Below are 22,680 nucleotides of genomic sequence, written 5' to 3'. Positions count from 1 at the left end.
GTGATCCGAAAATTACTCGTCTTGCTGGAAACAGGTGTGGTTCTGGCGGGGCTGTTGCTGGGTGTGGCTTATTGGCAGCAGAACAGCGCGCTGCAACAGCCCCTCAATCTGACCCAGGAAAAACTGCTGGATGTGCCATCCGGCTCGTCGCCGACCGGCGTGCTGAATCGGCTGCAAGCCGACGGCGTCATCAAGGACGCGTTCTGGCTGCGGCTGTACTGGCGCTTCAATCTGCAAGGCCAGTCGCTGCACAGTGGCGAATACCGCATGGCGCCCGGCATGAACGCCGAGTCGCTGCTCGATCTCTGGCAAAAAGGTGAAGTGGTTCAGTACAGCGTCACCCTGGTGGAGGGCTGGACATTCCGTCAGGTGCGCGCGGCGCTGGCTAAACAGGTCAAGCTGGAGCAAACGGCGAGCGATCTCAGCGACACCGAATTGATGGCGAAGCTGGGACATCCGGACGTCTTCCCGGAAGGCCGGTTTTTCCCGGACACCTATCGCTACGTGCGCGGCATGACCGACGTAGAGCTGCTCAAACAGGCCTACAACCGCCTGGATGAAGTGCTCCAGGATGAATGGGAGAAACGCGCTGCCGATGTGGCGTACGCCGATCCTTACCAGGCGCTGATCATGGCGTCGCTGGTGGAAAAGGAAACCGGCGTGCCTCAGGAGCGCGGCCAGATTGCCGGCGTGTTCGTGCGTCGCTTGCAGCAGGGCATGTTGCTGCAAACTGATCCGACCGTCATTTATGGCCTCGGCGAGCGATACAACGGCAAGATCACCCGGGCATTGCTGAAAGAACCTACGCCGTACAACACCTATGTCATCTCCGGCTTGCCGCCAACGCCGATTTCCATGGTCGGGCGTGAAGCGATCCATGCGGCGATGCATCCGGTGGCCGGCAACAGCCTGTACTTCGTGGCGAGAGGGGACGGCAGTCACGTATTCTCTGCCGATCTGGATGCGCACAACGCGGCGGTGAAGGAGTTCCAGCTCAAGCGTCGCGCGGACTATCGTTCCAGCCCGGCGCCTGTCGCTGCACCCGCGCTGCCTGCAGAATCCGTCGATAAGCCCGCGTCCGAGCAGCAGCCCACAGATCCACAACGTGCTGATCCGCAGCCGACCGAGTCCAGGTCTGAAGAGCCGGGCGCGAGCGAGCAGCCGCCGAAACCGCAGACAGACGCTGCAGATCCGTCGACCCCAGCCAATGCCCCCGGCAAATGACAACCGCGAGCACACTCGCCCTGAAACTGACCAAGGACTGCCCGTGACCGGTTTGTTTATTACCCTGGAAGGCCCCGAAGGCGCCGGCAAAAGCACCAACCGCGACTACCTGGCCGAGCGCCTGCGCAGCGAGGGCATTGATGTCGTCCTGACCCGCGAGCCGGGTGGTACGCCATTGGCCGAGCGTATCCGCGAGCTGCTGTTGACGCCCGGTGACGAGCAGATGTTCGTCGATACCGAGCTGCTGCTGATGTTTGCAGCCCGCGCGCAACACCTCGCGGCCTTGATTCGGCCGGCGTTGGCGCGGGGCGCCGTGGTGCTTTGCGACAGATTCACCGATGCCACGTATGCATACCAGGGAGGCGGCCGTGGCCTGCCCATCGAGCGCATCGCCGTGCTGGAAGATTTCGTCCAGGGCGCGCTGCGTCCGGATTTGACCCTGGTGTTCGATCTGCCCATCGAGATCGGTCTGGCCCGCGCATCCGCGCGTGGTCAGCTTGACCGTTTCGAGCAAGAGGGCCGAGCGTTCTTCGACGCCGTGCGCAGCACCTACCTGTCGCGCGCCGCCGCGGCCCCCGAGCGCTACCGCCTGGTGGACGCGTCACTTGCGCTGACCGAAGTCCAGGCGTCCCTCGATGTGCTGGTTCCCGATTTGATTACGCTGCTGGCGGCTCGCCGGCATGGCTGAGGCGTATCCCTGGCAGCACGGCCTGTGGCAGCAACTGGCAGGCCGCAAGCAACATGCTCACGCCTATTTGCTGCACGGCCCGGCCGGCATCGGCAAGCGGGCGCTGGCCGAGCGTTTGATGTACCTGCTGCTGTGCCAACGCCCGGCAGGCCTTGAGGCGTGCGGCCAATGCAAATCCTGCTCGCTGCTGGCGGCCGGCAGTCACCCCGATCATTACGTGCTGGAGCCTGAAGAGGCGGACAAGGCGATCAAGGTCGATCAGGTGCGCGATCTGGTCAGCTTCGTGGTGCAGACCGCGCAAATGGGCGGGCGCAAGGTGGTGCTCATCGAGCCGGTCGAGTCGATGAACGTCAACGCCGCCAACGCCCTGCTGAAAAGTCTGGAAGAGCCTTCGGGAAACACCATTCTGTTACTGGTCAGCCATCAACCGAGTCGGCTGCTGCCCACGGTGAAGAGCCGTTGCGTGCAACAGGCGTGTCCGCTGCCCAGCGACGTCATGAGCATCGCCTGGCTGGCTGATGCACTGCCCGATTGCACCGAGCAGGAACGCGTCGATCTGCTGACCCTCGCGGCCGGTTCGCCATTGGTCGCGGTCAAGCTGCAGGCCCAAGGTGTTCATGAGCAGAGGGCGCTGGTGGTGGAGGGCGTTAAAAAGCTGCTCAAGGGCCAGCAATCGCCGACCCAGCTGGCCGAAGGCTGGAAAGACATTCCGCTGTTGTTGCTGTTCGACTGGTTCTGCGACTGGTCGAGCCTGATCCTGCGCTATCAGCTGACCCAGGACGAAGAAGGCCTGGGCCTGACCGACATGCGCAAGGTCGTGCAGTATCTGGCGCAGAAATCGTCCCAGCGCAACGTGCTGGCGATTCAGGACTGGGTGCTGCTGCAACGCCAGAAGGTCATGTCAAAAGCGAACCTGAACCGGGTTTTGTTGCTCGAAGCGTTATTGGTGCAGTGGGCAGGCCTGACCGGACAGGGTTAGACTGGCCATCTGCATGACATCATGAATTGCCTGAGGAAACGAGATGAGCGTGCCACTGAGTCCAGGTCCACGTAACGGCATTCTGTCCCTGACTATCAAGGACAAGTCCGTCCTGTACGCCGCGTATATGCCGTTCATCAAAAACGGCGGCCTGTTCATTCCCACCAGCAAAAGCTACAAGCTGGGCGATGAAGTGTTCATGTTGCTCAACCTGATGGACGAGCCTGAAAAGATTCCGGTCGCGGGCAAGGTCACCTGGATCACGCCGAAGGGCGCTCAGGGAAACCGCGCCGCTGGCGTTGGGGTGCAGTTCAACGATGGCGACAATACCGCGCGCAACATGATTGAAAACTACCTGGCCGGAGCGCTGAAATCCGACCGTCCTACCCATACGATGTAAGTTGCCCCGCCCCCATGCTTGTAGATTCCCATTGCCACCTTGACCGCCTCGACCTCAGCGCCCACGACGGCTCCCTCGACAACGCCCTGCAAGCGGCGAGAGAGCGGGGCGTCGGGCATTTTCTGTGCATCGGCGTCAGCGCCGAGAACTCCGGTGCCGTGAAGGCGCTGGCCGACCGCTACGACGACGTTGATTGCTCGGTCGGCATTCACCCGCTGGACCTCAAGCCCGGCGAGGCGCCTGCGCTGGAGTGGCTGCTGGGCGAGCTGAATCATCCGCGCGTAGTGGCCATCGGCGAAACCGGTCTGGATTATCACTACGAACCTGAGGCGGCCGAGTTGCAACAGGCCTCGTTCCGGCTTCATTTGCAGGCGGCCGCCGTGACCGGCAAGCCGGTCATCGTCCACACCCGGGGAGCGCGCGCCGACACGCTGGAGCTGCTACGCGAAGCCGCGTTGCCTCAAGCCGGCGTGCTGCATTGCTTCACCGAAGACTGGGACATGGCCAAGGCCGCGCTGGATCTGGGGTTCTATATCTCGCTGTCCGGCATCGTCACTTTCCGCAACGCCGACGCGCTGCGGGATGTCGCCAGCAAAGTGCCTGCCGACCGGCTGCTGGTCGAGACTGACTCGCCGTACCTTGCGCCGATCCCTCATCGGGGCAAGCCGAACCTGCCTCAGTACGTGCGTGAGGTGGCCGAGTTTCTGGCGATGCTGCGTGGCGAGACCTACGAGCGTTTCGCCGAGCAGACCAGCGAGAACTTCAAGCGGCTGTTCCCGTTGGCGCGCGTTAAAGGCTGATCCGCCGTGCATGGCGGTGCTCGCCTAGCCCCCGGCGCCCACCAAATCCTAGGCAAAAAAAACCCGGGTTCTGGGGGGGGAATCCGGGTTAAGACCATTAGGAGTAAAACAAAGACACGCTATCCATTGGTGTCCTTACCAACGCTGGCACTTGGGGGAGATGCTGCATTGGCGAATATAAGTATTGGCTATAATCCGCCGGCGTCCAGCCGACCGCTGTACGATTTTTAAACAGTTTTGGAATACCTGGCGGCCTGCTGATACCGCAATCCCACTGACCCCCCGAATTTTTGACCGCCCATCCCATCCCGCTAAAAAACGCGACTGCCCAGGCCTCGCGCGTTTCCTTTCTGCCTGCTGATGGCGAAATCCGTCAGAAAACGGATGCAGGTCGGATGATCCGTGCATTCTGCTGCGGGATAGGCATAATGTGCGGCTCCGATTTTCGAATCTACAGTCCCCTCCTATGCAGAAAGAACCTCGTAAAGTCCGTGAGTTTCGCCGCCGTGAGCAGGAGATTCTCGACACCGCGCTTAAGCTTTTCCTCGAACAGGGCGAAGACAGCGTCACCGTCGAGATGATCGCGGACGCCGTGGGTATCGGCAAAGGCACTATCTACAAGCATTTCAAATCCAAGGCGGAGATTTACCTGCGCCTGATGCTCGACTACGAGCGTGATTTGAACGAGCTGCTGCATTCGGCGGATGTCGACAAGGACAAGGAAGCGCTGTCCCGCGCTTACTTCGAATTCCGCATGCGCGACCCCCAGCGCTACCGCCTCTTTGATCGGCTCGAAGAGAAAGTCGTGAAGGGCAATCAGGTGCCGGAGCTGGTCGAGGAGCTGCACAAGATCCGCGCCTCGAATTTCGAACATCTGACCTTGCTGATCAAGGGCCGGATTTCCGAAGGCAAGCTTGAAGACGTCCCGCCGTACTTCCACTACTGCGCCGCCTGGGCTCTGGTGCATGGCGCGGTGGCGTTGTACCACTCGCCGTTCTGGAGCAATGTCCTCGAGGATCAGGAAGGTTTCTTCCAGTTCCTGATGGACATCGGCGTGCGCATGGGCAACAAGCGCAAGCGGGATGTCGATCATACGCCCGAGGCCAAACCCGGGCTCCGACTCGACTCCCAGCCCGACCCGGCTGCTGAATAAAGCGCAGCTGCGTAAGCCCGATTCATCGAGCTAAACCTTCTTCAGGTCCGACATGGCGCAAAAGCTGCATTAACCGGCCATTCGCCGGTTTTCCGTCGCCGGACTTTGGAGATAAAAATGCGTAGCCTGGTTTTACTGCTGGCTCTACTGGCGTTGAGTGGCTGCATGCACGTCAGCGATCTGGCACAAGGCGCTCACGATGAGTTCAGTGACGCCGGGCTGCTGGATCACAGTTCAACCCGTCGGTTGAACAACTTTCGCGTGCAACCCGACTCGTTCATCTATATCGCCCAGGGTGCCTTCGTTCCGCCGGGCGGTGCCTACCCGCGTCCCAACGTCGTGGCCGAAGAAGCCTTCAAGGGGTTTATCGAATACTTCCCGATGGTCCGCCGCGCTCGCGCTCCGGAAGGTCTGGATGACGCGATGAACGAGGCCCGGGCCGCAGGCGCTCATTATCTGCTGTACACCCGCTTCGCCAAGGCCGATGACCGCATCGGCACGTTTGACGAGTGGTCGGACCAGGAAGCGGTGGACCGTCTCGGCATCGACAACGGCGTTATCCAGCTGATGCTGATCGAAACCAACACCCGCTACCTCATCGATTCGGCCCGCATTCACACCCGTGGCGGCCTGCTGACCTTGTACGACACCAAACCCGAGGATTTGCTAGGACCCCCGATGGAAGCTTACGCTCGCGGTTTGCTGGGCGTTGAAGCCCGCTGAGGAGTGGCGTATGAGTGGGCAGGACAAAGCCAATAATCTGTTGGCCCAGATTGCCAAGAGCGGCAAGGGCTTGCCGCCCGTGCACCTGTGGAACCCGGATTTCTGCGGTGACATTGACATGCGCATCGCCCGCGATGGCACCTGGTTCTATCTGGGCACGCCCATTGGTCGCAAGCCGATGGTTCGGCTGTTTTCCACCATCATCCGCCGCGACGGCGACGATTACTTTCTGATCACCCCAGTCGAGAAGGTCGGCATCAAGGTCGACGACGCACCTTTTGTCGCGGTCCTGCTGGAAGTTGAAGGCCGCGGGGAGTCGCAGTTGCTGCGGTTCACCACCAATGTCGAAGACGTGGTGGAGGCGGGGGCTGAACACCCGTTGCGTATCGACGTCGATCCGCAGACCCAGGAGCCGGCGCCCTACCTTCATGTGCGCAACAACCTCGAAGCGCTGATCCACCGTAACGTCTTCTATCAGTTGGTGGACCTTGCTGTTGTGCGTGAAATCGACGGCCAGCGCTGGCTGGGGGTGTGGAGCGGTGGCGAGTTCTTCCCCATCGGCCTTGAGCCCTGATCGATCCCTTTCCATTCGGCTATCCGCTTGCGGCCAATTGCCTGACTACCACCGGGCAGTTACAGTGCCGCCCCCCGATTTTTCCTGAGGTTTTTCCATGAGTCAGTCCTTTGATATCGCCGTGATCGGCGCCACCGGTACTGTCGGCGAAACCATCGTCCAGATGCTCGAAGAGCGCGACTTCCCGGTCGGCGATTTGCACTTGCTCGCCAGCGTCGAATCGGCTGGCAGTTCGGTGCCGTACCGTGGCAAGAACGTCCGTGTGCGTGAAGTCGACGCCTTTGATTTCAACAAGGCCAAAATTGCCTTCTTCGCAGCAGGTGCCGCCGTGACACGCAGCTATGCCGAGCGCGCCACGGCCGCCGGTTGTGTGGTGATCGACCTGTCCGCCGGGTTGTCCGTCGATCAGGCGCCGAATGTGGTGCCCGAGGTCAATGGCGCCCGCCTGGCTGATCTGGCCAAACCGCAGCAGGTTGCCTGCCCGAGTTCCAGCGCCGCCGCCCTCGCACTGGTGCTGGCCCCGTTGCGCGCACTGCTGAACATCGAGCGAATCACTGTGACCGCGTGCCTGGCCGTGTCGAGCATGGGTCGCGAAGGGGTCACCGAACTGGCCCGGCAAACCGCCGAGCTGCTCAACGTTCGCCCGCTGGAGCCCAAGGTGTTTGACCGGCAGATGGCATTCAACGTGCTGGCCCAAGTGGGCAAGCCTGACGCCGAGGGTCATGTGCCACTGGAAAAACGTTTGGTCAGCGAGTTGCGCGAGTTGCTCTCGCTGCCTTTAATCAAGGTCGGCGTGAGTTGCATCCAGGTGCCGGTGTTCTTCGGCGACAGTCTGAGCGTGTCGGTGCAGACCCGCGAGGCGGTCGACATCAAGGCGGTCAATGCCGCGCTTGAGACTGCCGAGGGCATCGAGCTGGTTGAGGCCGGAGATTACCCGACGCCGGTGGGCGACGCCGTAGGACAGGATGCTGTCTATGTAGGACGTTTGCGCGGGGGCGTTGACGACCGTTGTGAACTGAATTTCTGGGTCACGCTGGATAATGTGCGCAAGGGCGCAGCGTTGAACGCTGTGCAGGTGGCTGAGTTGTTGATAAAAGACGTTGTGTAAAAGATACTTGCCCACAATTCGAAGAATCATTCTAGCTGCGGCGTGTCGATACGCCCTACACCCGAGCAGGCATTATCTTCGCGATTGCCGGGGAAATTTCAAACAAGGGATGGGCTATGGTTCAGGTTCGTAAACTCGTTTTAGCAATCGCTGCGGCTTCGGCGCTGTCATCGGGAATGGCCCAAGCGCTCGGCCTCGGCGGTCTGACCGTGAAGTCGACCCTGAATCAGCCGCTGTTGGCCGAAATCGAGCTGACGGAAGTGCAGGACCTCAATGCCTCCCAGGTGGTGCCGAGTCTGGCGACCTCTGCGGAGTTCGCTCAGGCCGGCGTTGGCCGGGTGGCCATCCTGGATGACCTGACCTTTACCCCGGTCGTCAATCCCGGCGGCAAGAGCGTGTTGCGCATCACCTCCACCAAGCCTATCCGCGATCCCTATGTGAAGTTTCTCGTTCAAGTGCTCTGGCCCAATGGTCGTGCGCTGCGCGAGTACAGCCTGTTGCTGGACCCGCCGAAACTCTCGCCGCAGGCCGCTGCGGCCGCCGCGCAATTGCCCTCGACAGCACCGAGCGCCGCACCTGCCCCGGCACCCGCCGCCGAGACACCGGCCGCAGCGCCTTCGACGCCCGCTCCAGCGCCGGCCCCGGAACCCAAGTTCACCCAATACACCACCGCCAATAACGACACGCTCTGGGAAATTGCCGGGCGCGTGAAAAATGGCGGGACTGTGCAGCAGACCATGTTGGCGATCCAAGCGTTGAACCCGGATGCCTTTATTGCCGGCAATATCAACCGGCTGAAGAAAGGCCAGGTGTTGCGTCTGCCGTCGCCGCAAGAATCAACCGCGCTGGCTCAGCCTCGCGCAGTGGCCGAAGTGGCCGAGCAGAATCGTGCCTGGCGCGAAGGCCGACGCCTGCCGAGCGGCGCGCGTCAGGTCGATGCGACACGCCGCGACCGTGCTGGCGCTGCGCCGTCGCAGATTGACGCCAAGGACAATCTCAGCCTCGTCTCTGCCAATAAGGCGGGCGCGAAAGGCAAAGCGGGCGACAACGCCGATGTCGGCAACCAACTGGCGACTACCCAGGAAAGCCTGGACACCACGCGTCGGGACAATGCCGAGCTGAAAAGCCGCATGACTGACCTGCAAAGCCAGGTCGACAAACTGCAGCGCCTTATTCAGCTGAAGAATGATCAACTGGCGAAAATGCAGGCGTCCGGCGCAGCGGTTCCGCCGCCCATTGATGCCGCCAATCCTGCCAACCCGGCTGTCAGCCCCAACAGCGTGACCAACCCCAACAACGCCGCCAACCCGGCGATGCAGGCCCAAGTGGTGCCGAACGCTGCGGCGCCTGATGTCGCGGGCAAGGCACCCAACGAAATCGCCCCCGAAGACGCCTTGCCGGTTGATGGGGCGGCGGTCACCAGCGCAACGCCCGATCAAGCGCTGATCGTTCCGACTGAGCCGGTGGTCGATGAAGACAACCGCAGCGCCCTCGACAAGATCCTCGCCAGTCCGATGCTCATGGGCCTGATCGGTGGCGGCGCGCTGTTGGTGTTGCTGCTGCTTCTGTTGCTGCTGGCGCGCCGACGCAACGCGCTGATCGAAGCCGAACGGCATCGCCAGATGGCACGCGCCTTGTCCGAAGAGTCGGACTTCGCGTCCGACATGGACATGCCTGCCAGCAGCTTCGAAGGCCTGGAGGCGCCGGCGCCCCACGCAAAGACGCCGCCGGCGCCGACCGTCGCCGAGCCGGTCCGCGAACATCCGGCTGACGCGCTCGTTCAGGCTGAAATCCACATTGCATACGGCCGCACCAATCAGGCGGTCGCCGTTCTCGAAGAAGCCATCAAACATGAGCCGCAGCGCAGTGATCTGCGCCTCAAGCTGATGGAAGTCTATGCCGAGCAGGACAACAAATCCGGCTTTGTCGCGCAGGAGCGGCAACTGATCGCCACGGGAAAGAACCACGCTGAAGTCGAAGAACTGAAATCCCGCTATCCGTCCATGGCCGCTGCGGCTGTGGCAGCAGCAGGGGTGGCAGCAGCAGCGGCTTTGGCAGCGGAAATGGACGCGAAGTACGTTGAAGAGCTGCTCCATGACGAGCCCGAAGTCACCGCGCAGCCTGCCCCGGTTGCAGAAACGGTGACCGAAGTGCCGCTGGATGAAGAGTTCGACAACGCCTTTGACCTGAGCCTGGATGATCTGGACAGCGAATCGCCTGCTGCTGCGCCGAACCGCGCTGCGGCACAGGACAACGCTGCCCTTGACGATCTGGACCTGGACGCGCCGTTTGCCGGATCGGCTTCCGATGACCTGGACTTCGACGCGATCCTGCGCGAGCAGCAGGCGACATCCGGTCCCGCCAAGCCAGCGGATCTGGACGATTTTGACCTCAATCTGGCGGAAGATCAGCCAGCGTTGAAAGCCGAAGACGATTACTTGCTGGGGATGGAGGACGATCTGCATGATCTGCCCCCGTTCGAACAGCCTGCATCGTTCGGCGCCGCCGAGCCTGGGCTGGAAGACGACATCGAGTTGCCTGCCGATTTCGACCTCTCACTGGCTGACGAGATGGAAACCGATCAGGCCTCTGAGGCGTTCGCGTCCGAGATCGACGACGTCAACGCCGAGCTGGACCGTCTTTCCCAGAGCCTGGAGCAGCCGCCGATCGCCAAGCCGTTCGACACGGCGTTGGACAAGCCGGTGGAAGCATCGCCTCGTTTCACCGAAGACGACGCGCTGCTGGCGGACGACGAGCCGGAATTCGACTTCCTTTCCGGTACCGATGAAGCGGCCACCAAGTTGGACTTGGCCCGCGCCTACATCGAGATGGGTGACGCCGATGGTGCTCGCGACATCCTCGATGAAGTGTTGGCCGAAGGTGACGATGGCCAGAAGACCGAAGCGCGGGACATGCTGTCGCGCCTAGTCTGATCGGATTGATCGCTGCAAAAAACGACCGCTTCGGCGGTCGTTTGCGTTTCCGGTCCGGGCCTTTCGGCTTCTCCGCCGCACCGGGTGAACCGTTGGCCACTGGCGATGGCGTCTTTTTTTTCGATCCGTATAATGGCCGCCCTTGCGCACATCGACAGGCTTTAAGCTCTTGGCAACTACAGACACCGAGGCAGAAACAGCGGCAGCCGAACTGGCCGCCGAAGGTTTTTCCAGAATCGCGCTGGGCGTGGAATACAAAGGCTCGCGCTACAGCGGCTGGCAGCGCCAGTTGACCGGCGTGCTGACCGTCCAGGAAACGCTGGAAAATGCCCTGTCGAAAGTGGCGGATTCGCCGGTGTCGCTGATGTGTGCCGGGCGCACCGATGCGGGTGTCCACGCGTGCGGTCAGGTGGTGCATTTCGACACCCGGGCCGAGCGCAGCATGAAAGCCTGGACCATGGGCGCCAATATCAATCTGCCCCACGACATCAGCGTGACCTGGGCCAAGGTCATGCCCGCGCACTTTCACGCGCGCTTCAAGGCCATCGCCCGGCGCTATCGCTATGTGATCTACAACGATCAGATCCGCCCGGCCCACCTGGGCCACGAAATCACTTGGAACCATCGCCCGCTGGATGCCCAGCGAATGGCGCTGGCCGCCGAGCATCTGGTCGGCACCCACGATTTCAGTGCGTTCCGTGCCGGTCAATGCCAGGCCAAATCGCCGATCAAGCAGCTTCACCACCTGCGCGTCACCCGCCACGGCAAGATGATCGTCATCGATGTCCGCGCCAATGCCTTCCTCCATCATATGGTGCGCAATATTGCCGGCGTGCTGATGACCATCGGGGCAGGGGAGCGGCCGATCGAGTGGGCGCGCGAGGTGCTGGAGAGTCGGGTACGACGCACGGGCGGTGTGACGGCTCATCCTTTCGGCCTGTATCTGGTTCAGGTGGAATATCGCGACGAGTTCCCATTACCGGATCGCTACATCGGGCCGCATTTTCTCACTGGCTTCACGGAACTGGACGGCTGACGCAGGTGACTGCATTTGCTACCATCCGTGACTTTCGCAAGGCTTGAGGTCTCCACTACATGTCAGCCGTTCGCAGCAAGATCTGCGGGATTACCTGCATAGAAGATGCGTTGGCCGCCGTCGACGCGGGAGCCGACGCCATCGGGCTGGTGTTCTACCCCAAGAGCCCGCGCTTCGTGACGATTGAGCAGGCCCAGGCGATCGTCGCTGCGCTGCCGCCCTTCGTCAGCACCGTCGGCCTGTTCGTGAATGCCGAGCGCGCTGACTTGAAAGCGCTGCTAGACGTCGTTCCCCTCGACCTGATTCAGTTTCACGGCGATGAAACCCCGGAACAATGCGAGGGCTATAACCGCCCGTACATCAAGGCGCTGCGCGTCCAGGCCGGCGACGACATTGCGGCCAGCTGCGACGCCTACGCCAACGCTTGCGGCATCCTGCTCGACACTTATGTCGCCGGTATTCCGGGCGGAACGGGTGAAACCTTCGATTGGGCGCTGATTCCAAAACACCTGAGCAAGCCGGTGATTCTCGCCGGCGGCCTGACCTCGGCCAACGTTTCTAAGGCTATCGCGCAGGTGCATCCCTACGCGGTTGACGTGAGCGGCGGTGTGGAGAAATCCAAAGGCCTGAAGGATCACGACAAGATCCGTGCGTTCATGAGTGCAGTACACGGCGCCTAGGGCGTTTGTCCAGCGACGTCGTTGTCTGGAAGGTCTCGAAGGCCTCGACGTGGCCTGGACGTGGCCAAGGATGTGACGGGGGACCAACGGTGGCCGTCCACTAGCCTGCCATCCGCTGATGCGCGTGGCCGAATTGATTGAGCGAAGACGTCTTGCGTCTCGTGATGGAAGTTGAGAGTGGTGTTCGTGAGTGTTGTCTCGGCAGGTCAGGCCTCGCGCCGATCGTTGTACAACATTTCACGACACCGTACATGACATTGGTTTAAGGGCATGCGCATGGCACCGATTGCCATAGCGTTCGAGCCATCGGTACTGGAGAAAGAAAGCATGAGCAACTGGTTGGTAGACAAACTGATCCCTTCGATCATGCGTTCCGAGGTCAAGAAGAGCTCGGTGCCCGAAGGTCTGTGGCACAAGTGCCCGTCCTGCGAAGCGGTGCTGTATCGCCCTGAGCTGGAAAAGACCCTGGACGTCTGCCCGAAGTGCAACCACCACATGCGCATCGGCGCCCGTGCCCGTCTGAATATCTTCCTGGACGCCGAAGGCCGTCAGGAGATCGGCGTTGATCTGGAGCCGGTGGACCGTCTGAAATTCCGCGACGGCAAGAAGTACAAGGATCGCCTGGTCGCCGCGCAGAAGCAGACCGGTGAAAAGGACGCGCTGATTTCCATGAGCGGCACCCTGCTGGGCATGCCGGTGGTGTGCAGCGCATTCGAGTTCTCCTTCATGGGCGGCTCGATGGGTGCGGTCGTGGGTGAGCGCTTCGTGCAAGCCGCCAACTACGCGCTGGAAAACCGCTGCCCGATGATCTGCTTCGCGGCATCCGGCGGTGCGCGCATGCAGGAAGCGCTGATCTCGCTGATGCAGATGGCCAAGACCTCGGCCGTCCTGGCGCGTCTTCGTGAAGAAGGCCTGCCGTTCATCTCCGTGCTGACCGACCCGGTCTACGGCGGCGTTTCCGCCAGTCTCGCGATGCTGGGCGACATCATTGTCGCCGAGCCCAAGGCGCTGATCGGCTTCGCCGGCCCTCGCGTGATCGAGCAGACCGTGCGCGAGAAGCTGCCGGAAGGCTTCCAGCGCAGCGAATTCCTGCTCGACCACGGCGCCATCGACATGATCATCCACCGTCAGGAACTGCGTCAGCGTCTGGGTAACGTGCTGGCGCAGATGATGGGGCTGCCGACGCCGAAATTCGTGGCGCCGAAACTTGAGCCGATCGTTGTGCCGCCTGCTCCGGCGAACATATGACCGCACGCTCTTTGAGCGACTGGCTCAGCTATCTGGAACAGTTGCACCCGTCGGCCATCGACATGGGGCTGGAACGTTCGCAGCAAGTGGCGACGCAGATGGGCCTGACCCGGCCGGCGCCGAAGGTGATCACCGTCACCGGCACCAACGGCAAGGGCTCGACCTGCGCATTCGTTGCCTCTTTGTTGCAGGCCCAGGGCCTGAAGGTCGGCGTCTACAGCTCGCCGCACCTGCTGCGCTACAACGAGCGTGTGCAGGTGCAAGGCGCTGAAGCCACCGACGCCGAGCTGTGCGCGGCGTTCGACGTGGTTGAGCGCGGCCGTGGCGACGTCTCCCTGACTTACTTCGAAATGGGCACGCTGGCGGCGTTCTGGCTGTTCGAGCAGGCCGGGCTGGATGCGGTGGTGCTGGAAGTGGGTCTTGGCGGGCGGCTTGATACGGTCAACCTGGTCGACGCCGACATGGCGCTGGTCACCAGCATTGGCGTCGATCACGCCGAATGGCTGGGCAATACCCGCGAAACCGTGGCATTCGAGAAGGCCGGGATATTCCGTGAGGGACGCCCCGCGCTGTGCGGCGATCTTGATCCACCGCAGCCGCTGCTCGACAAGGCGCACGCACTGAATTGCCCGCTGTCGCTGCGCGGTCGCGATTTCGATCTGCAGATCGACGCGAAGGGGTGGGACTGGTCGGGCACCGACGCGACCGGCCGGAAGGTCGAACTGCACGCGCTGCCGTTGCTCGACCTGCCCATGCAGAACGCGGCCCTGGCGTTGCAGGCTTACCTGCTGCTGGATTTGCCGTGGGATGAGGCGACCCTTCGCGATGCGCTCGTCAATACGCGCGTGACCGGTCGCCTTGATCGTCGCAGCATCGACTGGCAGGGCAAATCGTTGAGCCTTCTGCTGGATGTCGGGCATAACCCCCATGCGGCAACGTTTCTCGCCCAGCGCCTGAATCAGCGACCGGTGGCGGGCAAGCGTCTGGCGGTGTTCGGTCTGCTCAGTGACAAGGACCTGCCAGGCGTTCTGGCGGAATTGAGCGAAACGTTCAGCAGCTGGGCAGTCGCACCGCTGCCAACGCCGCGCAGTCGTCCGGCGCAAGAGATCGAACAGGCGTTGCAGAACCTTGGCGCTCGCGTGACGTCTCACCCGAGTATCGCGCTGGCACTTGAAGCTCAGTGCGCCCACGCGACAGCCGACGACGAGATTGTTCTGTTCGGGTCTTTTTACTGCGTAGCCGAGGCCCTGGAATGGCTTGCTGGCGCGTCACGGAGGAAGTGACACATGGCTTTGCTGGATAAAGCGTACAAACAGCGCATGGTTGGGGCGTTGGTGCTGATTGCCATCGCGGTGATTTTTCTGCCGATGCTGTTTTCGCGTCAAGACGAAGCCCGCCGTGTGCAGGTCGATGCGCCTGCCGCTCCGCAAGCGCCAGCCACCTCGCAGCTCAAGGTCGAGCCCGTCAGTGTGCCTGAACAGCAGCCATTACCGCAGGAACCGGTGCCGACCGATGATGAACTGACGCAGCCTGCTCAGCCCATTCAACAGCGCACCAGTCAGCAGCCGCCTGCCATGCCCATTGCGCCTGCGCCTGCGCCTTCCAAGCCTGTGGCTGCCGCACCGAAACCCGTTCAAGCCGCGCCCGCGAAACCTGCTCCGGCGCCGACACCGACACCGGCACCGGCTCAAGCGCCAGCGCCAGTTGCATCGGCGGCTGACACCAGCCGGGTCGATGCCAATGGTCTGTCGGTCACGTGGGCGGTGCAACTGGCGAGCCTGTCCAACCGCGCCAATGCCGACAATCTGCAGAAGACGCTGCGCACTCAGGGCTACAACGCGTACATCCGCACCTCCGATGGCGTCAACCGCGTCTTCGTCGGCCCGGTGATCGAACGTGTCGAGGCTGATCGCCTGCGTGACACGCTGGAAAAGCAGCAGAAGATCAAAGGCATCGTCGTGCGTTTCCAGCCGGAGCGTAAGTAAGTCCTGTTCGTCTGCCACAACGCTTTCCTCAGTAGGACCGGTTTCAGCCGGGAAGGGGCCGGATCAGCCACCCTCGATTTTGCAGTGTGGCAGCGGACGTCTTCCCGGCTAAAGCCGGTCCTACTGAAGTACGCGGTGCCTCGGTAGGACCGGCTTCAGCCGGGAAGGGGCCGGATCAGCTACCCTCTATTTGCAGCGTGGCAGCTGACGTCTTCATGGCTAAAGCCGGTCCTGCGGAATGTACGCGGTGCTTGGTGGGACCGCTTCAGCCGGGAAGGGGCCGGATCAGCCACCCTCTATTTCGGGTTTAACTCACCCCGACCTTAAACAAAGTCCAATAGTTCGCCTTAATTGGCCTTCATCCGCAATCGCTGCTTACCGGCAGGCGAGTGCTCTGCTAAAATCCGCCGCCTTATCAGTCTGTAGGCTGCGACGTGTCATTTACTCCGGTTGACTGGGCGATCATTGCAATTGTCGCCATCTCCGCTTTGATCAGTCTCAAGCGCGGCTTCGTCAAAGAAGCACTGTCCTTGCTGACGTGGATCATCGCAGGTGCCGTCGCCTGGATGTTTGGCGGATCGCTGGCCCAGTATCTGGTCAACTACATCGAAGCACCTTCGGCGCGCGTGATTGCGGGCTGCACCATTCTTTTCGTCGCCACCCTGCTGGTCGGCGCCATGGTCAACTTTCTGATTGGAGAACTGATTCGCGTCACCGGGCTGTCCGGGACCGATCGTTTTCTGGGCATGGTCTTCGGCGCGGCGCGCGGAGCCTTGCTGGTTGTCGTCGCGGTCGGGCTGTTGAGCCTGGGCCCGGTGCAACAGGATCAATGGTGGCAGCAGTCAAGGCTGCTCCCGCAATTTGTCATGGTCGCTGACTGGTCGAAAAACCTGATTCTCGGGATGTCCAGCAAGTGGCTAGCCAGCGGAGTCAGCGTACCTGTTGACATCCCGTTCAAGGATCACCTCCTGCCGCCTACAACGCCGCCGGAAGTGTTCGGTAAATCCAGTTCCACTAAGTAGGGGTTGTGTCGCATGTGTGGCATCGTCGGTATCGTCGGCAAGTCGAACGTCAATCAGGCGCTTTATGACGCGCTCACCGTCCTCCAGCACCGCGGCCAGGACGCTGCCGGTATCGTGACCAGCCATGACGGCCGGTTGTTTCTACGCAAGGACAACGGTCTGGTGCGTGACGTGTTCCACCAACGCCATATGCAGCGTCTGGTCGGGCACATGGGCATTGGTCACGTACGTTATCCAACGGCGGGCAGCTCGACGTCAGCCGAAGCCCAGCCGTTCTACGTCAACTCGCCTTACGGCATTACGCTGGCGCACAACGGCAACCTGACCAACGTCGAGCAACTGGCCAAGGAGATTTACGAGTCCGACCTGCGCCACGTCAACACCAACTCCGACTCTGAAGTCCTGCTCAACGTGTTCGCCCACGAGCTGGCGGTGCGCGGCAAGTTGCAGCCGACCGAAGAAGACATTTTCGCTGCCGTTGCCGACGTTCATAAGCGCTGCCGTGGCGGTTACGCGGTCGTGGCGATGATCACCGGTTATGGCATCGTCGGTTTCCGCGACCCGGACGCCATCCGCCCGATCGTCTTCGGTCAGCGTCACACCGACGAAGGCGTCGAGTACATGATCGCGTCCGAGAGCGTTTCGCTGGACGTGCTCGGTTTCACCCTGATTCGTGACCTCGCCCCGGGCGAAGCGGTGTACATCACCGAAGACGGCAAGCTGCACACCCGTCAGTGCGCCACCAACCCGAAATACGCCCCGTGCATCTTCGAACACGTCTACCTGGCGCGTCCGGACTCGATCATCGACGGCATCTCGGTCTACAAGGCGCGCCTGCGCATGGGCGAGAAGCTGGCCGACAAGATCCTGCGCGAGCGCCCTGATCACGACATCGATGTGGTCATCCCGATCCCGGACACCAGCCGTACCGCAGCGCTGGAGCTGGCGAACCACCTGGGCGTGAAATTCCGCGAAGGCTTCGTCAAGAACCGCTACATCGGCCGCACCTTCATCATGCCGGGCCAGGCCGCGCGGAAAAAATCCGTGCGCCAGAAGCTCAATGCGATCGAGCTGGAATTCCGTGGCAAGAACGTGATGCTGGTGGACGACTCCATCGTTCGCGGCACCACGTGCAAGCAGATCATCCAGATGGCCCGTGAAGCCGGCGCCAAGAACGTGTATTTCTGTTCCGCGGCCCCGGCCGTGCGCTTCCCCAACGTCTACGGCATCGACATGCCGAGTGCCCATGAGCTGATCGCTCACAACCGTTCCACCCAGGACGTGGCCGACCTCATCGGTGCCGACTGGCTGGTCTATCAGGAGTTGAATGACCTGATCGAGGCGGTGAGTGGCAGCAAAAAGATCAAGATCGACAATTTCGACTGCTCGGTCTTCGACGGCAAGTACGTGACCGGTGACATCGACGAGCATTACCTGAACAAGATCGAGCAGGCGCGCAACGACGCCTCCAAGGTCAAGACTCAGGCGGTGAGCGCGATCATCGATCTGTACAACAACTAATCCAGACAAGGAGCAGGCGGCATGACTCAGGAATGGGACGCCGGTCGACTGGATAGCGATCTCGAGGGTGTCGGTTTTGACACCCTCGCGGTTCGTGCCGGTCAGCACCGCACGCCGGAACGCGAGCACAGCGATCCACTGTTTTTCACGTCCAGCTATGTGTTCCGCACGGCAGCCGAGGCGGCCGCGACCTTCGCCGGAGAGATCCCCGGCAACGTCTATTCGCGCTACACCAACCCGACCGTTGCTTCGTTCGAAGAACGCATGGCCGCGCTGGAAGGCGGCGAGCAGGCGGTGGCGACGTCCACCGGGATGTCAGCGATTCTCGCTACGGTGATGAGCTTTTGCAGCGCAGGCGACCATGTGCTGGTATCGAAAAGCGTGTTCGGTTCGACCATCAGCTTGTTTGAAAAGTATTTCAAGCGCTTCGGGGTCGAGGTTGATTACGTCCCCCTCGCCGAATTGTCCGGCTGGGACGCGGCGATCAAGCCGAATACCAAAATGTTGTTTGTTGAATCGCCTTCCAACCCGTTGGCGGAGCTGGTCGACATCAATGCACTGGCGGAAATTGCCCACGCCAAGGGCACGCTGCTGGTAGTCGATAACTGCTTCTGCACACCGGCCCTGCAGCAGCCGCTGCGCATGGGTGCTGACGTGGTCGTGCACTCGGCGACCAAGTTCATTGACGGTCAAGGGCGCGCCATGGGTGGCGTGGTGGTCGGTCGCAGCGAGCTGATGAAAGAGGTCGTCGGGTTCCTGCGCACTGCGGGGCCGAGCCTGAGCCCGTTCAATGCCTGGCTGTTCCTCAAGGGGCTCGAAACCCTGAACATCCGCATGCGTGCCCATTGCCAGAGCGCCCTTGAACTGGCGCAGTGGCTCGAACAGCAGAAGGGCATCGAGAAGGTGCATTACTCCGGCCTTGAGAGTCACGCGCAGCATGCGCTGGCCAAGCGTCAACAGAAGGCGTTCGGCGCGGTGGTGAGCTTTGAGGTGAAGGGTGGCAAGGACGGCGCATGGCGTTTCATCGATGCCACGCGGTTGATCTCGATCACCGCGAACCTGGGCGATACCAAGACCACCATCACCCATCCGAGCACAACGTCTCATGGTCGGCTGTCGCCGCAGGAACGTGAGGCGGCCGGCATTCGTGACAGCCTGATCCGCGTCGCGGTAGGGCTGGAAGACGTCGCCGACCTGCAGGCGGATCTTGCGCGCGGTCTGGCTGCGTTGTAAGCCGGGTGTCTGAACACGAAAGCGAGCCTCGGGGCTCGCTTTTTTGTTCCTGATGTGCAGCTTCGTGCTTCCTGCGAAAAATGGCTCTTTTTAAAAAAACTTCAAGCAGGCTATTGACTTAGGTTCGTCACCTGCGTAAATTTCGCGGCCTCAGCGAAGCAAGGGTGATTAGCTCAGCCGGGAGAGCATCTGCCTTACAAGCAGAGGGTCGGCGGTTCGATCCCGTCATCACCCACCATCGTTGAGTGTTTCACAGCAGCATCAGACGCTGAAGGATACTGAGATTCAGCAGGACGAAAGTCCACGCAATGCGCAGCGGTAGTTCAGTCGGTTAGAATACCGGCCTGTCACGCCGGGGGTCGCGGGTTCGAGTCCCGTCCGCTGCGCCATATTTTCCGAATCGGGTTTTCCCGGTTTGAGATTGAAAGCCAAGGTTTTCAGTCAGTGTTTTACGAAGCAGGCCCAAGGGTCGGTTTCAACAGCGTTAAGCAGATGAAAGTCTGTGCGACAAGCAGCGGTAGTTCAGTCGGTTAGAATACCGGCCTGTCACGCCGGGGGTCGCGGGTTCGAGTCCCGTCCGCTGCGCCATACATAGCTTCGAGGCCCTTGAACTCCTTGAAGCAACAGAGAAAGCGATCCCAGGATCGCTTTTTTTGTGCCTGCGATTTGGTGAAAGCTTCGCCTGTCGCGCTGGATGCTGCAGAGCTCGGCGATAAATGCCATGATCGCCGGCTGTTAACGCGGCGCTGTGCGGTGCCTGATTTCGAATTTGGAGAGCTGGACCATGGGCATGAACCAAACCATCACTGTCATCCCGCCGGGCGTACCGCTGACCGGCCATGTGTCGCCGCCCGGCTCGAAGTCCATCACCAACCGCGCGCTGCTCCTGGCTGCCCTTGCCAAGGGCACCAGCCACTTGCGCGGCGCGCTAAAAAGCGACGACACCCGGCACATGTCCAATGCCCTGCGGCAGATGGGCGTGACCATCGACGAGCCAGACGACACCAGTTTCGTCGTCACCAGCAGCGGGCACCTTGAGGCGCCCAAGGACGCGCTGTTCCTCGGCAATGCCGGAACGGCGGTGCGGTTTCTGACAGCGGCGGTCTGCACGGTGAATGGCAGCGTCACGCTGGACGGCGATCACTACATGCAGAAGCGCCCGATCGGCCCGTTGCTGGAGGCATTGCGCAAAGGCGGCCTGAACGCGGAAAGCGCCACCGGTTGCCCACCGGTCGTGGTGCACGGGACGGGTTCGATCACCGCCACACGCTTCGAAATCGACGGCGGACTGTCGAGTCAGTACGTCTCCGCGCTGTTAATGGTGGCGGCCTGTGGTGATGCGCCGATTGAAGTGGCGCTGACCGGCAAGGAAATCGGCGCGCGCGGCTACATCGACCTGACCATCGCCTGCATGCGTGCGTTCGGCGCTGAGGTCGAGGTGCTGGATGACGCGTTGTGGCGCGTTGCGCCGACGGGTTACACCGCCTGCGATTACCAGATCGAGCCCGATGCCTCGGCCGCGACCTATTTGTGGGCCGCCGAAGCGCTGACTGCTGGCAAGATCGACCTCGGCGTGGCGGGGGAGGCGTTCACTCAGCCAGACGCCAAGGCCATGGAAGTGATCGCGCAGTTTCCGAAGATGCCTGCAGTCATCAATGGCTCTCAGATGCAGGACGCGATTCCTACGCTGGCGGTGCTGGCAGCCTTCAACGAGACGCCCGTGCGCTTCGTCGATCTGGCCAACCTGCGGGTCAAGGAATGCGATCGCGTTCAGGCGCTGCACGATGGCCTGAATCAAGTCCGGCCTGGGCTGGCCTCGGTAGAAGGGGATGATTTACTCGTCGCGTCTGATCCGAGTCTGGCGGGCACCAGCAGCAACGCCTTGATCAACACTCACTCCGACCATCGCATTGCCATGTGTTTCGCGCTGGCCGGCTTGAAGGTGACAGGCGTGCGGATTCAGGATCCGGAGTGTGTCGGCAAGACCTACCCCGGCTACTGGCGGGCGCTGGAATTCCTTGGCGTAAAACTGGTGCACGGCGAGGTCTGAGGCGCAGGGCATGCCGGGCCCGGAGCCGTCGACTGATCGACGCCAGGCCAGGCGTGCCGACTTTTCCAACCCTGTTGCGGTCTTATCAGCGCAATCTGCGCTTCCCTGACAGGCCCACGCGTGCAGGCCCCGTGCACAGTTACCCTTTAGATGTATCCACACGGTTGCAAACTCTGCGTTGATCCCATGGCAAGCTTGTTGCAGACTTACCGGCGTTTTCTCCGGTCCACTTTCAGTCGACCAATTGCCCCAGGATGTTTGATGCCTAAATTACTGAGCTTTCGTACCGCATGCTGGGTCATCACCCTGCTGGCTGCCGCAGGCTGCTCGTCGAAGAAACCGACGGTCTATGAGCATGAGAATTTCGACGATGCCGGGACGTTCTCCCGCAACTATCCGGTGTCGGATGCCGCCACCTGCGAAGCGGCCCGACGGGCACTGCTGAGTCAGGGTTACATCATCACCAGCAGCGATCCCAAAGTGATCAGTGGCCATAAAAGCTTCCAGCAGACCGGCGAAACCCACATGGAAATCAGCTTCAATGTGGTGTGTGCGCCGGACGGCAGTGCCGACAACCGGACCACGATGTTCGCCAACGCGCTGCAGGATCGCTATGCGCTGAAGAAGGTCAACAACTCCGCGAGCTTGGGGGTGGGCGTGCTGGGTTCGGTGTCGATGCCGATTGGCTCGACCGACGACTCGATGGTTAAGGTCGCCAGCGAGACCGTGGCGTCGTCCAAGTTCTATGATCGCTTTTTCGCACTGGTGGAAAACTTCCTGCCGCCTGAACTGAAGAAGGCCGCGCACATTGAAGAGAAGCCTAAAACCGACCTGGGCATGCCCGAGCCGGTACCGGGCAAACCGGCGGCGTTGACGGAGCAAAAACCCGCTGCTGAGCCTGCCTCAGCAGCGCCAACTACGGCAGCGCCCGTGGCACCAGCGCCATTGGCGACCCCTGCGACTCCGCCAGCGGCCGCTGCCGAGCAAAGCAGCGAACCGATGCCTGCGCCTGCCGAAGCAGAACCGTTGAAGGCCGAAACAGCGACGCCTGCCGAGGCCGCGCCAGCCACAACGCCCGCGCCAGCAACGACCACCGAACCGAGCGCTGCGCCAGCGGCTGAGTCAACGCCGGCGCAGTGAGCCCTGTAGGCGCGTGGCTTGTCCCGCGATCTGGCCGTGTTTGAAGCGTAGCAGCCGGTCGCATGTCGCCGTCATGATGCAGGTTTAGGGCTCAACCTACCTCGTAGGAGCCGGCTTAATGGCGAATGCGTCGGGCAATCAATTTATGCGGTGGATGATCAACCGCGTTCGCCAGCAAGCCGG

Annotated in this window: 19 protein-coding genes, 3 tRNA genes and 1 pseudogene; all 23 read left to right on the top strand. The window is 61.6% G+C overall.

The window, feature by feature from the left end; all coding sequences use genetic code 11:
• The 23 genes and pseudogenes from mltG to L4G42_RS16685 all read left to right on the top strand — a co-directional run bounded on the left by mltG (nt 1) and on the right by L4G42_RS16685 (nt 22,497).
• Nucleotides 1-1,224, top strand: a complete 1,224-nt coding sequence (mltG, locus tag L4G42_RS16795; RefSeq protein ID WP_237253044.1) for an endolytic transglycosylase MltG — start codon at nt 1-3, stop codon at nt 1,222-1,224.
• 43 nt (nt 1,225-1,267) lie between these two features.
• Nucleotides 1,268-1,912: a dTMP kinase gene (tmk, locus tag L4G42_RS16790; RefSeq protein ID WP_237253043.1), complete on the top strand. Its 645-nt coding sequence runs from the start codon at nt 1,268-1,270 to the stop codon at nt 1,910-1,912.
• Complete coding sequence (locus L4G42_RS16785; protein ID WP_237259734.1) at nt 1,905-2,891, top strand: DNA polymerase III subunit delta'; 987 nt, start codon at nt 1,905-1,907, stop codon at nt 2,889-2,891. Before tmk ends, L4G42_RS16785 begins: the two co-directional genes overlap by 8 nt.
• Nucleotides 2,892-2,934: 43 nt before the next feature.
• Complete coding sequence (locus L4G42_RS16780) at nt 2,935-3,291, top strand: PilZ domain-containing protein (RefSeq protein WP_037011754.1); 357 nt, start codon at nt 2,935-2,937, stop codon at nt 3,289-3,291.
• Nucleotides 3,292-3,305: 14 nt separating this feature from the next.
• Nucleotides 3,306-4,091: a TatD family hydrolase gene (locus L4G42_RS16775; RefSeq protein WP_237253041.1), complete on the top strand. Its 786-nt coding sequence runs from the start codon at nt 3,306-3,308 to the stop codon at nt 4,089-4,091.
• Between the two features lie 466 nt (nt 4,092-4,557).
• Complete coding sequence (locus L4G42_RS16770) at nt 4,558-5,244, top strand: TetR/AcrR family transcriptional regulator (RefSeq protein ID WP_237253040.1); 687 nt, start codon at nt 4,558-4,560, stop codon at nt 5,242-5,244.
• Nucleotides 5,245-5,361: 117 nt separating this feature from the next.
• A complete protein-coding gene (locus L4G42_RS16765; protein WP_237253039.1) occupies nt 5,362-5,967 on the top strand; it encodes a DUF4823 domain-containing protein in 606 nt (201 codons plus the stop codon).
• Nucleotides 5,968-5,977: 10 nt separating this feature from the next.
• On the top strand, nt 5,978-6,541 hold the full coding sequence (locus L4G42_RS16760) for a DUF1285 domain-containing protein (RefSeq protein ID WP_237253038.1): 564 nt from the start codon (nt 5,978-5,980) through the stop codon (nt 6,539-6,541).
• A 97-nt stretch (nt 6,542-6,638) separates the two neighbouring features.
• Nucleotides 6,639-7,649: an aspartate-semialdehyde dehydrogenase gene (locus L4G42_RS16755; protein WP_237253037.1), complete on the top strand. Its 1,011-nt coding sequence runs from the start codon at nt 6,639-6,641 to the stop codon at nt 7,647-7,649.
• A 116-nt stretch (nt 7,650-7,765) separates the two neighbouring features.
• The gene (locus L4G42_RS16750) at nt 7,766-10,582 is read left to right on the top strand and encodes a FimV/HubP family polar landmark protein (RefSeq protein ID WP_237259733.1); all 2,817 of its coding nucleotides are present in this window, start codon (nt 7,766-7,768) and stop codon (nt 10,580-10,582) included.
• Nucleotides 10,583-10,793: 211 nt separating this feature from the next.
• On the top strand, nt 10,794-11,618 hold the full coding sequence (gene truA / locus L4G42_RS16745) for a tRNA pseudouridine(38-40) synthase TruA (protein WP_237253120.1): 825 nt from the start codon (nt 10,794-10,796) through the stop codon (nt 11,616-11,618).
• Between the two features lie 59 nt (nt 11,619-11,677).
• Nucleotides 11,678-12,298 (top strand): phosphoribosylanthranilate isomerase, encoded by a 621-nt coding sequence (locus tag L4G42_RS16740; RefSeq protein ID WP_237253035.1) that lies wholly within the window; start codon nt 11,678-11,680, stop codon nt 12,296-12,298.
• A gap of 327 nt (nt 12,299-12,625) precedes the next feature.
• On the top strand, nt 12,626-13,546 hold the full coding sequence (gene accD / locus L4G42_RS16735; RefSeq protein ID WP_237253119.1) for an acetyl-CoA carboxylase, carboxyltransferase subunit beta: 921 nt from the start codon (nt 12,626-12,628) through the stop codon (nt 13,544-13,546).
• Nucleotides 13,543-14,849, top strand: a pseudogene (gene folC, locus L4G42_RS16730) (bifunctional tetrahydrofolate synthase/dihydrofolate synthase). Before accD ends, folC begins: the two are co-directional and overlap by 4 nt.
• Nucleotides 14,833-15,531: an SPOR domain-containing protein gene (locus L4G42_RS16725; protein ID WP_237253034.1), complete on the top strand. Its 699-nt coding sequence runs from the start codon at nt 14,833-14,835 to the stop codon at nt 15,529-15,531. Before folC ends, L4G42_RS16725 begins: the two are co-directional and overlap by 17 nt.
• 434 nt (nt 15,532-15,965) lie before the next feature.
• Nucleotides 15,966-16,553: a CvpA family protein gene (locus L4G42_RS16720; protein WP_037011737.1), complete on the top strand. Its 588-nt coding sequence runs from the start codon at nt 15,966-15,968 to the stop codon at nt 16,551-16,553.
• Between the two features lie 12 nt (nt 16,554-16,565).
• Nucleotides 16,566-18,074, top strand: a complete 1,509-nt coding sequence (purF, locus tag L4G42_RS16715) for an amidophosphoribosyltransferase (protein WP_237253033.1) — start codon at nt 16,566-16,568, stop codon at nt 18,072-18,074.
• Nucleotides 18,075-18,095: 21 nt separating this feature from the next.
• Nucleotides 18,096-19,307 carry an O-succinylhomoserine sulfhydrylase gene (locus L4G42_RS16710; protein ID WP_237259732.1) on the top strand — a complete coding sequence of 404 codons (1,212 nt, stop codon included), beginning with the start codon at nt 18,096-18,098 and terminating at the stop codon, nt 19,305-19,307.
• 162 nt (nt 19,308-19,469) lie between these two features.
• Nucleotides 19,470-19,545: transfer RNA gene (locus tag L4G42_RS16705), tRNA-Val, on the top strand.
• 74 nt (nt 19,546-19,619) lie between these two features.
• Nucleotides 19,620-19,696: transfer RNA gene (locus L4G42_RS16700), tRNA-Asp, on the top strand.
• Nucleotides 19,697-19,818: 122 nt separating this feature from the next.
• Nucleotides 19,819-19,895, top strand: a tRNA-Asp gene (locus L4G42_RS16695).
• Nucleotides 19,896-20,091: 196 nt separating this feature from the next.
• Nucleotides 20,092-21,357, top strand: a complete 1,266-nt coding sequence (gene aroA, locus L4G42_RS16690) for a 3-phosphoshikimate 1-carboxyvinyltransferase (RefSeq protein WP_237253031.1) — start codon at nt 20,092-20,094, stop codon at nt 21,355-21,357.
• Nucleotides 21,358-21,618: 261 nt separating this feature from the next.
• Nucleotides 21,619-22,497, top strand: a complete 879-nt coding sequence (locus L4G42_RS16685; RefSeq protein WP_237253030.1) for a DUF2242 domain-containing protein — start codon at nt 21,619-21,621, stop codon at nt 22,495-22,497.
• The last annotated feature ends 183 nt before the right edge of the window (nt 22,498-22,680 follow it).

The organism is Pseudomonas petrae, assembly GCF_021728295.1.
GTDB lineage: Bacteria > Pseudomonadota > Gammaproteobacteria > Pseudomonadales > Pseudomonadaceae > Aquipseudomonas > Aquipseudomonas petrae.
The sequence above is the reverse complement of the archived record's forward strand: the minus strand, read 5'-3'. Positions and strand labels throughout refer to the sequence as shown.

What these genes read in the sequence shown, in the direction of transcription:
- L4G42_RS16710 (WP_237259732.1), top strand. Translation starts at nt 18,096, where the DNA reads ATGACTCAGGAATGGGACGCCGGTCGACTGGATAGCGATCTCGAGGGT.
- L4G42_RS16755 (WP_237253037.1), top strand. Translation starts at nt 6,639, where the DNA reads ATGAGTCAGTCCTTTGATATCGCCGTGATCGGCGCCACCGGTACTGTC.
- aroA (WP_237253031.1), top strand. Translation starts at nt 20,092, where the DNA reads ATGGGCATGAACCAAACCATCACTGTCATCCCGCCGGGCGTACCGCTG.
- L4G42_RS16775 (WP_237253041.1), top strand. Translation starts at nt 3,306, where the DNA reads ATGCTTGTAGATTCCCATTGCCACCTTGACCGCCTCGACCTCAGCGCC.
- L4G42_RS16740 (WP_237253035.1), top strand. Translation starts at nt 11,678, where the DNA reads ATGTCAGCCGTTCGCAGCAAGATCTGCGGGATTACCTGCATAGAAGAT.
- L4G42_RS16725 (WP_237253034.1), top strand. Translation starts at nt 14,833, where the DNA reads ATGGCTTTGCTGGATAAAGCGTACAAACAGCGCATGGTTGGGGCGTTG.
- accD (WP_237253119.1), top strand. Translation starts at nt 12,626, where the DNA reads ATGAGCAACTGGTTGGTAGACAAACTGATCCCTTCGATCATGCGTTCC.
- purF (WP_237253033.1), top strand. Translation starts at nt 16,566, where the DNA reads ATGTGTGGCATCGTCGGTATCGTCGGCAAGTCGAACGTCAATCAGGCG.
- L4G42_RS16770 (WP_237253040.1), top strand. Translation starts at nt 4,558, where the DNA reads ATGCAGAAAGAACCTCGTAAAGTCCGTGAGTTTCGCCGCCGTGAGCAG.
- L4G42_RS16765 (WP_237253039.1), top strand. Translation starts at nt 5,362, where the DNA reads ATGCGTAGCCTGGTTTTACTGCTGGCTCTACTGGCGTTGAGTGGCTGC.
- L4G42_RS16750 (WP_237259733.1), top strand. Translation starts at nt 7,766, where the DNA reads ATGGTTCAGGTTCGTAAACTCGTTTTAGCAATCGCTGCGGCTTCGGCG.
- L4G42_RS16785 (WP_237259734.1), top strand. Translation starts at nt 1,905, where the DNA reads ATGGCTGAGGCGTATCCCTGGCAGCACGGCCTGTGGCAGCAACTGGCA.
- L4G42_RS16780 (WP_037011754.1), top strand. Translation starts at nt 2,935, where the DNA reads ATGAGCGTGCCACTGAGTCCAGGTCCACGTAACGGCATTCTGTCCCTG.
- L4G42_RS16685 (WP_237253030.1), top strand. Translation starts at nt 21,619, where the DNA reads ATGCCTAAATTACTGAGCTTTCGTACCGCATGCTGGGTCATCACCCTG.
- L4G42_RS16760 (WP_237253038.1), top strand. Translation starts at nt 5,978, where the DNA reads ATGAGTGGGCAGGACAAAGCCAATAATCTGTTGGCCCAGATTGCCAAG.